The 14,295-nt window shown below is 61.2% G+C and carries 19 protein-coding genes and 3 tRNA genes; 10 read left to right on the top strand and 12 right to left on the bottom strand.

Annotation, left to right across the window (positions count from 1 at the left end; genetic code table 11):
- Position 1: 1 nt before the first annotated feature.
- The 12 genes from FHG09_RS05165 to FHG09_RS05120 form a co-directional block, all read right to left on the bottom strand.
- Positions 2-217, bottom strand: coding sequence for a hypothetical protein (locus FHG09_RS05165; RefSeq protein ID WP_152346615.1), 216 nt, complete (start codon positions 215-217; stop codon positions 2-4).
- Between the two features lie 3 nt (positions 218-220).
- Positions 221-478: a hypothetical protein gene (locus FHG09_RS05160; protein ID WP_152346614.1), complete on the bottom strand. Its 258-nt coding sequence runs from the start codon at positions 476-478 to the stop codon at positions 221-223.
- A 12-nt stretch (positions 479-490) separates the two neighbouring features.
- Positions 491-835 (bottom strand): hypothetical protein, encoded by a 345-nt coding sequence (locus FHG09_RS05155; protein ID WP_152346613.1) that lies wholly within the window; start codon positions 833-835, stop codon positions 491-493.
- Between the two features lie 73 nt (positions 836-908).
- Entirely contained in the window at positions 909-1,061 is a 153-nt protein-coding gene (locus FHG09_RS19730) for a hypothetical protein (protein WP_193627279.1), read from the bottom strand.
- Positions 1,062-1,318: 257 nt separating this feature from the next.
- Positions 1,319-1,501: a hypothetical protein gene (locus FHG09_RS05150; RefSeq protein ID WP_152346612.1), complete on the bottom strand. Its 183-nt coding sequence runs from the start codon at positions 1,499-1,501 to the stop codon at positions 1,319-1,321.
- Positions 1,485-1,808 (bottom strand): hypothetical protein, encoded by a 324-nt coding sequence (locus FHG09_RS05145; RefSeq protein WP_152346611.1) that lies wholly within the window; start codon positions 1,806-1,808, stop codon positions 1,485-1,487. The genes FHG09_RS05150 and FHG09_RS05145 overlap by 17 nt, the downstream gene beginning before the upstream one ends.
- Positions 1,805-1,951 carry a hypothetical protein gene (locus FHG09_RS19725; RefSeq protein ID WP_193627278.1) on the bottom strand — a complete coding sequence of 49 codons (147 nt, stop codon included), beginning with the start codon at positions 1,949-1,951 and terminating at the stop codon, positions 1,805-1,807. The genes FHG09_RS05145 and FHG09_RS19725 overlap by 4 nt, the downstream gene beginning before the upstream one ends.
- 5 nt (positions 1,952-1,956) lie before the next feature.
- Positions 1,957-2,382, bottom strand: coding sequence for a hypothetical protein (locus FHG09_RS05140; RefSeq protein ID WP_152346610.1), 426 nt, complete (start codon positions 2,380-2,382; stop codon positions 1,957-1,959).
- Complete coding sequence (locus FHG09_RS05135; protein WP_152346609.1) at positions 2,379-2,807, bottom strand: hypothetical protein; 429 nt, start codon at positions 2,805-2,807, stop codon at positions 2,379-2,381. The genes FHG09_RS05140 and FHG09_RS05135 overlap by 4 nt, the downstream gene beginning before the upstream one ends.
- Before the next feature lie 259 nt (positions 2,808-3,066).
- Positions 3,067-3,516: a hypothetical protein gene (locus tag FHG09_RS05130; RefSeq protein WP_152346608.1), complete on the bottom strand. Its 450-nt coding sequence runs from the start codon at positions 3,514-3,516 to the stop codon at positions 3,067-3,069.
- Positions 3,517-3,623: 107 nt separating this feature from the next.
- Entirely contained in the window at positions 3,624-3,929 is a 306-nt protein-coding gene (locus tag FHG09_RS05125; RefSeq protein ID WP_152346607.1) for a hypothetical protein, read from the bottom strand.
- Positions 3,930-4,830: 901 nt separating this feature from the next.
- Positions 4,831-5,049 carry a helix-turn-helix domain-containing protein gene (locus FHG09_RS05120; protein ID WP_193627277.1) on the bottom strand — a complete coding sequence of 73 codons (219 nt, stop codon included), beginning with the start codon at positions 5,047-5,049 and terminating at the stop codon, positions 4,831-4,833.
- 1,672 nt (positions 5,050-6,721) lie between these two features.
- Here FHG09_RS05120 and FHG09_RS05115 point away from each other — a divergent pair.
- The 10 genes from FHG09_RS05115 (at position 6,722) to FHG09_RS05070 (ending at position 14,288) form a co-directional block, all read left to right on the top strand.
- Positions 6,722-6,794 (top strand) — tRNA-Gln (locus FHG09_RS05115).
- A gap of 269 nt (positions 6,795-7,063) precedes the next feature.
- Positions 7,064-7,137: transfer RNA gene (locus FHG09_RS05110), tRNA-Lys, on the top strand.
- Positions 7,138-7,403: 266 nt separating this feature from the next.
- Positions 7,404-7,476: transfer RNA gene (locus FHG09_RS05105), tRNA-Asn, on the top strand.
- Between the two features lie 49 nt (positions 7,477-7,525).
- Positions 7,526-7,870: an HNH endonuclease gene (locus tag FHG09_RS05100; RefSeq protein ID WP_193627276.1), complete on the top strand. Its 345-nt coding sequence runs from the start codon at positions 7,526-7,528 to the stop codon at positions 7,868-7,870.
- Between the two features lie 103 nt (positions 7,871-7,973).
- Positions 7,974-8,330: a hypothetical protein gene (locus FHG09_RS05095; protein WP_152346605.1), complete on the top strand. Its 357-nt coding sequence runs from the start codon at positions 7,974-7,976 to the stop codon at positions 8,328-8,330.
- Between the two features lie 2 nt (positions 8,331-8,332).
- Positions 8,333-9,997 (top strand): terminase, encoded by a 1,665-nt coding sequence (locus FHG09_RS05090; protein ID WP_152346604.1) that lies wholly within the window; start codon positions 8,333-8,335, stop codon positions 9,995-9,997.
- Between the two features lie 14 nt (positions 9,998-10,011).
- On the top strand, positions 10,012-11,463 hold the full coding sequence (locus FHG09_RS05085; RefSeq protein ID WP_152346603.1) for a phage portal protein: 1,452 nt from the start codon (positions 10,012-10,014) through the stop codon (positions 11,461-11,463).
- Positions 11,453-12,487, top strand: a complete 1,035-nt coding sequence (locus FHG09_RS05080; RefSeq protein ID WP_152346602.1) for a hypothetical protein — start codon at positions 11,453-11,455, stop codon at positions 12,485-12,487. The genes FHG09_RS05085 and FHG09_RS05080 overlap by 11 nt, the downstream gene beginning before the upstream one ends.
- Before the next feature lie 24 nt (positions 12,488-12,511).
- The gene (locus tag FHG09_RS05075; RefSeq protein WP_152346601.1) at positions 12,512-13,084 is read left to right on the top strand and encodes a hypothetical protein; all 573 of its coding nucleotides are present in this window, start codon (positions 12,512-12,514) and stop codon (positions 13,082-13,084) included.
- Between the two features lie 28 nt (positions 13,085-13,112).
- Positions 13,113-14,288, top strand: coding sequence for a hypothetical protein (locus FHG09_RS05070; RefSeq protein ID WP_152346600.1), 1,176 nt, complete (start codon positions 13,113-13,115; stop codon positions 14,286-14,288).
- Positions 14,289-14,295: the final 7 nt, after the last annotated feature.

Below are 14,295 nucleotides of genomic sequence, written 5' to 3'. Positions count from 1 at the left end.
GTCACTCGGCCCTCTCGTTCGGTGGGGTGCAGTAGCCCTGCTCGATCAGGCTCATGGCCGCTCGGCCATAGCTCCCTTGCAGGCTCCACGCCATGCCGGTGTCGATCAGGTACTGGAACCCCTCGATCACCTCGTCCTGCGTGAGGTCATCGGCCTCACCCTCCAGGCGCATGATGAACCCGACCACATCGAACTCGGTGTCAGTTGCTACAGCCATGTCTCAGAACCCTCCAGTCACAGCGGCGCACGCATTCCGCGCCTTGTTGAACCGCTTCTTCGCCGCGACGGTGCGCTCACCGCCGTTGATGAACTCGTCGGCATGGAGCACCGCACCAGCGCACTTGTTCATCTGCGATTGTGTGTACTTCGGCTTAGCCGACCCCAGCCCAGGCGCAGCACTCGCGGCTCCCGCCGCGACGCTCATTCCGATAACGGTGCCAACCGCCGCGCTCACGATGATTGTCATGGTCTTGTTCATATGTCTCATTCCTCAGTAAAGATCGGTGGCATCGGACGTGCCGTACTTGTCGGTGTATTCCTCCAGCGATGCACCGGCGATGTGATAGGCGGACAGCATGTAGAACGGCACATCATCCGTCTCGACCGTCACTCCCGGGCGGCACTTCTCCACGAACGTGTACGCCATGTCAGCGCGTGCCCCCTGGAGCATCCGGGCTAGGTCGATCGCTTCGACCGCACTGTCAGGCACGCCGACAATGAGTGCGGTGATGCGCCCGTTCTCAGGGTGGTCAACACCCAGCGTCACGTAGTAGCTCGTCTTGCCAGCGGCGCAGTCGGGGCACCTCGGCCCCGGGCGGAACGTTGTCGTGTCCATGTCCCTCAGTCCTCCGTTAGGTGTATTGCTATGTCGAATGCGAACGCGCCGATAGCGGCCATGAGTACGGCGATCATGCGGTGAAGTCCTCGCTCGTCCGATGCATGTAGGACTCAATCGCGCTCAGTGCCGCATGGAACGCGACACTGGATAGTTCGCTGTCACCTTGGCCGTACATGGTCGCCATGTCCTTGGCGATCTGATTCTTGATTGGTGCCTTAGCCACGCTCGTCTCGTCTCTCTCGTTGCAATTCCATGACCGGGCACCGGGATGGAGTCGGCTGGTCGATACCAGCGCGGCTCAGGTGCCACCGATGCCCGATCAAAGCTCTGCAATCGCTCGTTACAGTCGGTACGGGCAACCCCACCCGTCCGCTCCACCTGGGCGCAGACTCCATGCCGCGTCCAGCACGTCAATCCAGGCGAACACGTCAACCAGGGTGGCTACCCGATCAGGCGCACGCCGCGCCACGATGTACCCGCTCATGCGCTCACCGTCAGGCACTCGGCACCGTGGAACCGCACCGGTGCCAGGTGTCCCCACGCATCCCGCACCCGGGCGGTGAGCATTCCGTGCGTGCCGTGCGCCACGTCCTCGACTCGGACGTAGACGTTCTCGAATGCCAGGTGCATCCCTGCCCTCAGCTGATCAGCGGTGATCGGCATTGCTCTCCCTCTCAATCTCGTTCCAGATGCGCATGACGTTCTCGTCTGCATAGGTGTCTCTCGGTGAGCCGTCCTCATACGGCTCATGCTTGCCAGTCCGGTCGGATAGTTGACCGTCCCCGGCCAGGTCTGCCACGTACTCCCACGGCGTGAGCAGCTGCTCAATCATGGCGGCATGGTCGCTCGCGTCCAGCTCAATGGCCCAGTCATGCACCGGGTCGGCCAGTACCGGGATGTTGCTCGACTCGACCACCGCAATCGGGTGGTGCATCCACTCGTCGTGATGCCCAATCATCCAGGTGCTCATGGCTCAGTCCTCACGTTCGCAACACTCATGCCGCTCTTGCTGTTGATCTCATCCACCAGGTCCGCCACGGCGCGGAACATGTCGGCACCCATAGCACCGTGCGGTCCACCGTCAACCTCAATTTCCAGGTTCACAATCATCATGTTCCTCAGTCCTCCCCAATGACTCTCATGAGTCGGTCCAGAATGTCCCCGGCATCATCTGCCACCATCTCCGGGACGTACTTCACCATCTCGTCCACCGCCGCATGGGTGGGCACCGGCTCATCCCGGGCCAGCATGTCGAACTGTGCCCACTCCAGCGTGTCTTTCACCAGCTCTTGCAGTAGCTCGTCCACACGTTTGCGGGTATCCAGGCGGTCCAGGTATGTCACCCAGTCCCCATCCCTGCTCTCGTCCCAATCAGGGTGGTTCGCGAGGAAGTACTTAGGGCGACCGGTGGCCGAGTCCATGTAGCCGTCGTACCAGGCGGTCGGCTCTCCCCGGGCATCCGCACGTTCCAGTGCCGTCTCGGATCCGCGCCGCTCAGCATCCCAGCCGCGCCGGTAGTCATCGTTGCTGTAGCCGCGGTTCATGCCGCCACCCGCTTCGGCTGGGGAACGGTGATGCACTCACGGTTCACCCGGTCATAGATCGCCAGCTCTCCGCGCTCCATTGCTACTCCGATGGAGTAGGGGATGCCGTAGCAGATGTTCGCCGCGTCCACGTAGACCAGCCCACCGTCTACCCACACGCCCAGCGTGTCGATAGTGACCCCGGCATCCTCCGCAGACTTGAGCAGTCGCGTGATCGCATAGAACGCTTCGCGCCCATCGAACTGATCGACCGGGATGACCACCTCCGGGACGGCACCGCCGACCACGTAGCCGTTCACGTTCTCATGTGTGAACTGGAGGAAGTGCGCCGTGGCACCGTCCCCGGCCTTGACCGCTTCGACAAACCTCCGCGCCGTGCGGTGGATGTTATCGACACTCCATGCGTCGCCGTGCAAGAACTCCATTGCTCATGTCCTCTCAGGTGTACCGTAGCCGCGCTACGCTTCATGTTCTAACGCCTATCCAGGCAATCCCGGGCACCGATTCCTCACCGATGCCCAGGGAGCCCCTACAGACTTGGATGCGGGACTGGCAACAACTCATTGCCTTGCCAGCGGTTCATATCTCTCACCCCTAACGTTGCTTGGTCGAACTCTCGATCTTGGTATCTAGGCGCAGGACACTACGCCGTCAACAAGGAATCGTTATTCCAGTACCCGTACTTCACTCGTCCTCTTCTCCCTCTTCCTCGACCTCTTCGGCCAGGTTAATGAACACCGCTTCGACCGCTCGTTTGGTGTCCCAGAACACCGCGTTATACAGCTCGTTCAGGCTGGATGCCGGTTCGCCGTACATGTCCGCGATGTAGTTGAAGCAATCGTCAATCCCAGCGCGGCAGACGGCGCGTTCCTGGTCTGCGGTGTAGACTTCCTCGGTCGGCATCCACTCGTCCAGACCGCTCCGCACGTCCTCGGCGGACTCAATATCCCAGTAGTCCGACTTGATGTTCTCGATCACATCGTCCACCGCTCGGCGCAGCTCGTCGCCGTGGTTCAGCTCGGCGTAGTCCTCCGCTTGCCTATCCAGGCATGAGTAGAACACCGTGTCGGTGCGCTCGTTCTCGTCAATCTTGTTGATCAAGCGAGTCTTGAAGTTGGGCGTAAACTCTGACATGACATCCTCCGATGTTCCGTAGCCGTGCTACGTTTGACAATTTGGGTGGTGCAGGGACTGATAAGTCCAAGCCCGACCACGGCAGAGCCGTGAGCAGGGGAGAGCTATCAATCCCAGTTGCGAGCAATCTTCCATGCGTGCATGTCTGGATTCTCGTGAAGCTTCTTGATCATCACATCGTGGGAACGGCGGTCAACGTCCACACGCTTCCCGTCCACGAATACGTTGAAGAACAGTCGGGTGATGACTCCACCCTCTTCGTCTCCCGCCATGAGGAACCGCTCGCCGTTAACATGCACTATCCACACGTAGTGGCCCGGGCAGTATCCCTCAGGCGTGTACCTGTCCAGGTGGTCGGTGTTCAAGCCGTGACGCTTTGCGAACACCGCGTTGCTAGGTGTCATCGTTTCCATGTCTATCTCCAGTTCTCAGGTGTAGTTGATGACGCAACCGACAATGGCCGCGACGATGAAGAACGCGGCGACGGTGTGCCCCGCGAAGATTGCTATGTTAGTGAGCTTTTCCATGCTGCTCTCCAATGTTCCGTAGCCGTGCTACGTCTCAGAATTTTAGCGTGTCCGAACTCCCGAGTTGAACGGTATTGCCTAGAACCACTAGGCGAGGTAATCGGCTCAGCCGATATAGGGCCACCCCTACGGACAGTTAAAAGTTTTTGGTGTATCTTGCAACGTAAAGTGTTGCCACCGCTACCGTTTCGGATTCTCCGCCTAACTCCGATCACCACAATCGGAGGTTTACCAGCCTACTTTAGTAACGGCCCTGCGGTGTATCTTCGCACCGCTCGCCTATCTCGTTTGCCCCTGCATTACCAGTTGCTCCACGGTCTAGATAGGTCGCCGCTAGCGTTGTTACGTCACGCTTACCCCATACTTTGGAAACCGACTAAGGCGCGGGGTACGTCCAGGTTCACCCCTGGCGGCTCTATGACTCAAGCGGCAAGCATCCGGGGTTCAGGCAGGGAGTATGCGACTGGACGTTCCGCAGCTCGCGCTACGGCACCCCTAATGGAAGCGGGCTCCAGCTCGGACCATCTACCTAAGTCCCCATTGCTATTTGATTATCAAACCTCTACCAATCACCGACAGCCGAGGAAGCGAAGCTTCGTCGTCCACATCGGGTTGGCGATTTTTTTGAACCGTCGTGGTTACGTGACCAACTGTACCGTAGCCGAGTTACGTCTGTCAAATCGGTGTGTTTTGCGGTACTCCGAGTAGACCCCGCTGCCGTCCGTAACGCGGCGGCTCCGGTGGTTTAGACCGGGTAGACCGTCCGTTACGTGCGGACTGTGAGGATTTACATGCTCGTTTCGCGCCGTTTGACCATTTTCGAGACTTGTTCCCGGGTGATACCGGCGATACCGGCGACCTCCGTATAAGTCCAGCCCTGATCGACCAGCTGAAATATCAGCTCGTTTCTCTGCTCGACTAGTGCGAAATATACATCCCGGGCCTGGAGGGTACTGTCGCCAATGGCGGCAAGTTTCCCTGCAATTTTCCCAGCGTCATTGTTCACGCTCCCACTATACAGTTTTGTGTTACAGCTACCGAACTAGTCGGCATAGGTGTTGCAGGTGTTGCAGGTGTTGCAGGTGCCAGTGGTGACTATGTGCGGACGTTGAACCTTGACCTAAGCCGCGCCGTGTCCTCGCCAATAGGGAGTCCATACATCGCATATGGGCCGTATCTCAGTGACCCTATCCGGTATCCCGCCGAAGCGATTCGAGAAGCGGAAGCTTCCCTGACTGTTCTGGCTCACACATCCGTGGTATCGCGCTCAGTCAGTGACCGGGTGATCTATCCGCACTCCGTCGTGCTGACATGGATCACTCTACGTAACCCGGCTACGGAACACCAATCGAGTAAAAGCCCAGGTCAGAGCCATTGTAGCACGCGCCGTAAGCCGCTGACCTGCGAAAACGTCCGAACCACTACCGCTGAAGTATTTTCAAAAACATCGACGAAACCAACGTTTGCCCAGGTCAGAGGCCCAAAAAAACTTTTCAGCTGCCGTTCTCGGCGTGCAGCTGCACTGGATGGATGGATGCCCGGATGCCCGCGCGTATGGCCAGCACCGCCGGAGATGGCCCTGAGAGCAACAGAATGGGGCCTAGAACGGCCGAACGGGTCCGCTTAGGTCATTCCGTTCATCCGGCTCCGCGTTCGGGGCTCTACGGGGCGCACAGGACGTGCGGCTCCGAGCCGCGCTCGGCTTAGGCTTGCCTCACTTAGGCTCACCTAGCTTAGGTTGCCCTGCCCTGCCTTGACTTCGACGGAATCGGTGCTACCCTTCGCGCGTCACACGCGCGGCCGCGCCACGCGCGTGCCCGGGGGCGCACCCCCGCCCGCCCGCCCGCGGGAGACCGGTAGTGGATAGCAGGAGCGGACGCTCCCGCTTCAAATGCTCGTGGTAGTGAGAACGATTCGCATCAAGCAAACGCGGCGCGGTCAATGCTGGCGAGGGTTCGCGACCCTCGCGGCTGAAACCATTCGGGGGTGGTTCAACTCGATCTAAGCATACTCGCCTGAATATCATGAACATGTGACAAAGCTCACACTTTATGGATGTGATCTACCCGCCCAAATCACACTCTCTAATAAGTGAGAAGGAAACCTAGGGGGGTAAGGGGGGTGAGGAAGGATGAGCTCACTCCGGTTCGCGGCAGCGAACATGCCAGGGCTTGCGCCCTGGACGAAGCCGAAGGCGAGAGTCCAGGTGTTGGGTTTTCGTATAGAGGTTAAGAGGTTCGTCAGAACCTCCTCGTTCCTCGTCGGTTCTTCCTCACAGGCAATGACGGTGAGAGTCAAGGCAAGAGAGCTCCGGCTCCGCCGGCGCTCGATCATTCATCACTAGTCAAGGCAACGCGGAGCGCAGCTCCGCGGTTCTTCTGCAAGCGGCGCGGCTGTTCAGCCGCTTGCTTAGCACGCGCGAGAGCGCGTCCATGTTCTCCCCTCGGTTGAGACGGGTGTTGAGTCACGCGGGTTTCGTTTCCCCGCTCTCCACCCTGGCTCCCGAGGTGGACCCGACTGACCGCGGACAGTCGTTAAGCGTTCCGCGGCAGACTTCCCCGAGCACTACGCCGGCGACCGGAGTGTCGCGTCGGCTACTCGGGGTACAACTTCACCGGCAGGGTATCGCTACGCCCGGATGGTGACAGAAGGACCGGGACAATGGGGTCCCGGTCTGATGCTCGATGGTGTAACTGGAAACATCCTCGGCTCTGACCCGAGAGAGTGCAGGTTCGAACCCTGCTCGAGCAGCGTTGCGGAAGCCCCGGCCAGGGCGACCGCATCAGGAAGTGGCAGAGTGCCGGCAGGGATGCCCCAGATCGTGGGGGCATCCTATGGTAATGCGCTCGTTCAACGGCTCAACGTCGACGGATCCCAAGGCCAATCTGGTGGAGGGATCGCCGCCGGCGATCGAGGTAGCTCTCGTGAGTGGGTCTAGCTTGGCAGCAGGACGAGGCACTGAAGTTCTCAGCGTATGAAGCGATCCTTCAGTCTCGGGCTCATAACCCGGCTTCCACCGCGGACCATTAGCTCAGTTGGCTAGAGCACCCGGCTCTTAACCGGGGGGTCGAAGGTTCGAGCCCTTCATGGTCCACATCACGTCCAGTTCCGCGCTTCGGCGTCCAGGGCTGGACTTCATTCTCACCCTAGCCCTCTCCTGGTCAACGGCGGCAGCCACCGATCATGCATGGCTAGGGGATCACATTGTCCCGGCGCTCACCTCGTGGGTGTCGGGGTTACACGGAGACAAAGCATCCCCGGCGCCACCGGCGACGGCCGGCTGGGATGACAAAGGCCGTGCCTTGGTGACGGATACGTTGCCCAGGCTGATGGAGCGGGTCCATCGTAAAACCCGCGCTTTCCCTGGTAGCTCAACTGGCAGAGCGCCCGACTGTTAATCGGGTGGTTCCTGGTTCAAATCCAGGTCGGGGAGCAATACAAGTGCGAATCAGGTATTCGCCAATTACAACCGAGGGGGTTGCATGGCTCAAGGCTGGTCGGGATCCACCCGACGCGAACGACTCCCCGCCGACTGGAACAGCCGGCGAGCGTACATCTTCGAGCGCGACGGCTATCGCTGCCGTGCGCTGCTGCCGGACGGGCGACGATGCCCGGCCGATGCAACGGATGTGGATCACATCCTCGAGAACGACGACGACTCGTACTCGAATCTCCAGTCGCTGTGCAAGCGACATCACCAGACCAAGACGAGCAGCCACGCCGGCAAGCGATCGGCCCAGGCTCGCAAGGAACGCATACGCCATCCGCGGCGCCGGGAGCCTGAAGCCCACTGGCGCCCCGATAACGAAGGGGGTCCAACCTCCTGATCGAGTAACCCAGGAGGTTGCCATTCCCGCAAAGAAGAAGCGTGCCGAGGAGCGCACCGGTCATCGCACGAAGGCAGAACTAGAGGTTGTGTCGAACGGGCAGATGATGCCGGTCCAGTGGCCGAGAGCCCCGAAGGGCTGGCAGACCACGACGAAGCGACTCTATGACAGCGCCAAGAAGTCCGGCTACGCCCACTGGTATCAGCAGACAGACATCGAGCAGCTGCGGTTCAACCTCGAGCAGGTCGACCTCCAGCTGAAGTCCGGGCGCCCGATGAGCGCCATGATGCTCCAGGTCGTCAATGCCTTGCTGTCCGACCTCGGATTCTCCGAGTCGGCACGACGCAAGGCGAACATCGAGCTGCAGCATCCCGAGGACAACCGCGAGGAAGACGCTCAAGTCACCCACATTGCGGAGTACCGCGACGGCCTCTCGGGCCCCGCGAAGCAGGTGGGATAGTCATGGTCCGCGATTTCAAGTTTGGCGACTGGAATCACAAGGTGCTGGGCAACACATGGCGAGTCAACGATGACGGGACCTGGTATCTTCCCGAGCGCACGCTCGGGTGGGGGATCCTCGGCTGGTGCTCGAGCTACCTGAAGAACGAAGACGGTGAGCAGTGGCGCTTCACGCCCGAGCAAGCCCGCTTCATTCTCTGGTGGTACGCCGTCGACTGCCGCGGGAAGTTCGCGTACCGAACCGGCGTGCTGCAGCGGCTGAAGGGATTCGGCAAGGATCCCGTCGCCGCGGCTCTCGCTCTCGTCGAGATGCTGGGCCCGGTGCGATTCTCCCACTGGGGACCGAACGGTGAAGCTGTCGGCAAGCAGCAGCGCAGCCCCTGGGTGACGGTCAACGCCGTCTCCCAGTCGCAGACGCGCAACACGTCGAACGTCCTGAAGTGGATGGCAAGCCCGAAGCTCATCAAGGAGTTCGATCTCGTCATCGGCGTCGAGCAGGCAGTCGCCCTCGGCGGACGAGCACACATCATCTTCAGCGCCTCCAGCTATCGAGCTGTCGAAGGCAACCGTCCCACCTTCTCCATCCTCAACGAGACCCAGCACTGGGTCGAGGGTAATCACGGCATCCTGATGTTCGAGACTCTTGAGGGCAACCTCACGAAGTCCCCGAACGGGACAGCCCGAATGCTGTCCATCACGAACGCCTACATGCCTGGCGAAGACTCCGTGGCCGAGAGGCAGCGGTTCGCCTACAACGAGCAAGAAGAGCTCAAGCGCATGTTTCCCGACATGCCGATCTACGGCGGCGAGATCTACTACGACTCGCTCGAGGCCGACCCCAAAACCCCCACCGATCCCGAGACGATCATCGAGGTTGCCAAGCACATCAGAGGTGACTCTGTGTGGCTGGATCCCGAGTCGATCGTCGGCTCGTTCATGAACCGCTCGATCGCGGTGTCCCGGAACCGACGCATGTTCTACAACCAGGTCGTCGCGAAAGAGGATGCCCTCTTCGAGGAGGCCGAGTGGGACGAGTGCAGGATCCGCGACAAGGACAAGCAGGACCTGGCGCCGAACACCGAGATCGTTCTCGGCTTCGACGGCGGCAAGACCGACGACGCCACGGCGCTGATTGCCAAGCGGGTCTCTGATGGTGCGATCTTCCCGGTCATGATCTGGGAGCGACCGCCGAAAGAGATCGAACCCGACTGGATCATCAACCGTGAAGAGGTGGACGCCTACGTCCACTTCGCGTTCCGCACGTTCAAGGTCCTCGCCTTCTACGCCGACGTGGCGTTGTGGGAGTCGTATATCGACTCCTGGACGAAGATCTACCGCGATCGCCTGGTCGTCAAAGCCTCAGCCAAATCCCCGATCGGGTGGGACATGCGTGGTGGCATGAAGGCCCTCACGAAGGAGAACGAGTCCGTCATGGACAAGGTGTTCGCCGGCACGTTCCTCCATAACGGCAACCGCGTCCTGCGCAAGCACGCGCTGAATGCGCGGCGCCGGGAGAACAGATTCGGCACCACCTTCGGCAAGGAGTCCCGAGAGTCCCCACTCAAGGTCGACGCCTACGCGGCGATGATCCTGGCCGAGCTCGCCTATCGCGACCTCTCTGAATCGGGTCAGCTCAAGCGCCGCACCGGCCATGTCTACGCCTACTAATCCACAGGAGTCCAATGACTGCCTCATCCACTGAGGAGACCTCGACACTCGAGGAACATCTGGAGCTTCTTCGCAACACTCTCGAGGCCGAACAGGAAGTCACAATGCTCTGTGACGACTACGTTCGGGGCGAGCAGAACGACCCCTACTCACCCGATGAGTACACGGAGGAATACCGTGAGCTGGTCGCTCGAGCGAAGACCAACATCATCCGCATCCCGCCGATCGTTGTCGCCCAGGTCTCGGCTGTCGCCGGCTACCGGCGAGTTGAAGACTACGACGACAACGGCGAGCCGAAGTCGGTTCCGTTCCCGCAGGAATGGAAGGACCTCAAGCGGCAGCGCCTCGGCGTCACCGAGAAGCCGATCTACAACGCGGCCTGCACCTACGGTCAGGCATTCGTGGAGGTCTACCAGGACACCTTCGGCCGTCCGCGGTTCCGCCTGCTCTCGTCGGTCAACACGACCGCGATCTACGAACACGCTGCTGCCGACGAGTTCCCTGTCGCAGCCTACGAGCTGATCCAGCATCCGACCGATGACCTGCAGGGTCTCGCCTACGGCTGGGATGAAGAAGCGAAGTACGACCTGCGCACGAACAAGAAGGGCGAGTGGGAGATCTTCGATGCGATCCCACACAACCTCGGCAGCGCACCGATCGTCCGCTTCCCCTGCTTCCTCGACTCCGAGGGCCGAGCATCCGGCCTCGTCGAGCATCTGATCCCCGGGCAGGACAGGGTAAACCAGTCCGCGCTCGATCTCCTCACCGGTCAGGCTTACACCGGATCCCAGGTCTACACGGCCTCGGGCGTCAAGGGTGAGCCCGTCTTCGATGAGGCCGGCCAGGCCGTCATCGACGAGAACACCGGTGAGCAGGCAGTCCGCCCACTGCAGGTGTCCTCCCGCCGAGTCCTCACTTCCGATGACCCCGGCGCGAAGTTCGGCACCCTCGGGGCCGGCGACCTCCGCTCCCTGATCGAGTCCCTGGGCAACGCCCTGGAGATCTTCGCGATCACGGCTCAGATGTCCCCGTACATCTTCCATCAGGGCAGCTTCGACAACATCTCAGCCGACGCCCTGGCGGCGATCGACGCGCAGTTCCTGCGCCTGACTGGGATGCTTCATGACCAGTGGGCAGAGTCCTGGTGCTCCGTGCTTCGCCTCTTCTCGCGCATCAACAACGAGGAGGGCGGCGCCGAAGCCTACGACTCCGAACTGCGCTGGGCCGACAAGACGATCAAGCCGTTCGCGTCCTACGCAGACGGCATCTCGAAGATCGCCGACCTCGGCATCCCGAAGCGGGGACTGTGGCAGATGGTGCCAGGCACCACCGCCTCGATCCTCCAGCAGTGGGACGAGCTCAAGGGCGAGGACGATGCTTACGGCATCGACCCCGACGATCCTGCCGGCTACGAGCGGGAGATTCGCCAGTCCACCACCTCCAGAGAGGTGAGTGTTGGCGAGTGAAGTTGAAGCAGTAGAGAATGCGTTCCGCTCCGCTCAGGCCCGTCTGGGCCTGGCGGCGGGGCTGATCACCCGCGATGAATGGCTGACTCTCAACCCCGCGAACCCGAGCTCTGGCAGCTACGGAATGATGATGCGCCTGCTGCGAATCATCCTCGGGATTCGATCATTCAGCCGCCGCCTCACGAAGTCCTACTACAGGCTGGCACGCGCCATCGAGACCGGCTACACGCTGGACGAAGACGGCGAGGCCACCACCCTGAACGAACTTCGGGACGAGTTCGAGGCCGACCTCAACAGGGTCATGAACCTCGACTTCGACTGGGAGGACATGACCGCGGAGGAGAAGTACTTCGCGGACGAGGCGAACAACCTTGCCGGCAAGGACAAGGACCAATGGAAACCCGCCGAGCTCGAGGAATCCCTCGAGGACTGGCAGGAGACCAAAGGATCTGACGGCAAGGTCAAGGGCGAGAAGCACAAGTGGACCGACGACCGAATCCAGAGCATCGACGATGCGCTCAAGGGATTCAAGAAGGTCATCGGAGATGCCGGCATCACGGACCTTGAGAACAAGATCAAGACCCTCAAGCGCCGTTACGGCGAGGATCCTGATCGTCTGCTCGCAGAGATCACGAACGAGTTCCTGATCAACCGCGACAAGCTCGCCGGTGTCATCGACAAGTCCGGTATCGACTCAGGCCGTGAGCTGATCGACACCACGGTCGCCAAGGACAAGCGGGCCCGCGCTGTAGCGCGAGGCACCAGGGGATCGCCCTGCCACTTCTGCGCCATGCTCGCCAGCCGTGGATTCGTCTACGCCTCCGAGCGGATGGCCCTGGCCGGCTGGCATCCGAACTGTCACTGCTACGCGATCGTGCGCTGGAGCGACAGCTCCGAGCTGCCCGAGCGAAACGAATACTACGCCCGCATGTGGGACGACGTAACGAAGGACCACACCGGCCAGGAAAAGGCCAAAGCGTGGCGCCGCTGGATCACTGCCCAGCGAAACAAGACCAACTCTTAACAACCTCCAGGAGGGGTTTTCCGTATGGCAGATACCGAGACCAACAACGGCCAGGAGCCGCAGGTCGACGAGAAAACTGCAAGTGCCCAGAACGCCCAGGAAGGCGCCAACGATAAGCCTGTGGGCAACGAGCCCACCGAGCCTGTTTCGTCGGCTCCCGAGGGCAGCGACGAGCTGCCTGACTGGGCTCGCAAGCAACTCAAGAAGGCCCGCGACGAAGCTGCGTCATACCGCGTGCAGCTGCGCGAAGTCGAAGAGAAGTTCAAGGGCGCGAAGACCGATGCCGAACTCGAGGAGCAGCTGAAGCCGCTCCAGGACAAGCTCACCGCCCAGGCGGAAGCGAACGCCGAGCTCGAGCGTCAGCTGATCATCCGTGACTACGGCCTCGATAAGGACCTGGCCGAGTTCGTCACCGGTGAGAACGCCGAGGAATGGGAGACGAAGGCCAAGGCCCTCGCCGAACGCCTCGGTGCATCCAACAGTGAGAAGCGGTTCGGCCCCGGGCGCCCGCCCGCCGGCCGGTTCGGCAATGAGCAGCGGGTCGAAGCCGACCCGAAGAAGACGGCTCAGTCCGTCTACTCCCGCTACCGCGACTGACATCCAATCCCTCTAACAGGAGATTCATTTGGGCTACATCGAACACACCACCGTCAAGCCGCAGACCATCGCGGACACCGGTGTCGAAATCCTCAAGCTGCGCTCCGTGGCTTCCAACCTCGTCACCCGCCAGGGCTTCGAGAAGTTCACCGGCCAGGAAGGCGACACGATCAACGTGCGCGTCAAGGGCTCGCTGCCTGTGCGGAACTACGCATGGCGCAACGATCGCAGCCAGCCGCTGATCACCGACACGATCAAGGACACGATCGTGCCGATCAAGGTCGAGCTCGATCGCAACTACAACGGCGTGAAGCTCATCGACGAAGCGAAGCTCTTCGACTGGGAAGGGTCCTGGGGCGACATCTTCGAGCGTCAGACCGACGCTCTCGTCAACTACAACGAGGCGAAGATCGTCCAGCAGGTCATCAACGCTCCCTACGAGGTTGTCCGCAACATCAACATCTCGGAGACCGAGACCAAGAAGCAGATCAGCCTCAACCGGGACTCGATCTTCAACGCCTTCGTTGACGCCAAGGCTGACCTGAAGAAGCTGCGTGCCCCCGGCACCGGCTACGTCTGCCTCGCCGGCTCGACCTTCGTGGCCGAGCTGCAGAAGAACCAGAAGCTCGTCACCGCCGAAGGCAACGGCGACTCGGCTCTCTCGTCTGCGACTGTCGGCACCATCGCCGGCGTGACCGTCGTTGAGGATCCGCTGGTCCCCGAAGACGAAGCTCACATCTTCACGAAGACCGCGTTCATCTTCTACAACGCGGCTCCGATCGTCCCGTCCTCGGTGCCCTACGGCGCCGCTGCTGCTGCCGGGGGCTTCGCCCTCCGCTGGCTGATGGACTACGACACCAGCTTCGCGACTGACCGTTCGCTGTTCGACACCTTCGTTGGCTACGACTACACGAAGGACTTCATCGAGATCCAGGACGAACTCGGTCGTCCGCACGTCTCCGAAGAGTCGTTCTTCACCCGCGGCGTGAAGCTCAAGCTCGTCACCGCGGCCACCGCCGACAAGCTCCCGGGCAACGGCAACTCCGACACCCCGGGCGGCAACCCCGAGTCGTACCTGGCTCTGGCCTACAACAAGAAGAACATCACCGCTTCCGACCTCGGTGTCGGACAGCCTTTCCCGGGCGTTCTGAACGTCCCCGGCGTGATGAAGGCCGACGCTGAGGCTCCCGTCGAAGGCGCCTGATCTCCCC

The organism is Brevibacterium sp. CFH 10365 (assembly GCF_009299785.1).
GTDB lineage: Bacteria > Actinomycetota > Actinomycetes > Actinomycetales > Brevibacteriaceae > Brevibacterium > Brevibacterium limosum.
The sequence above is the reverse complement of the archived record's forward strand: the minus strand, read 5'-3'. Positions and strand labels throughout refer to the sequence as shown.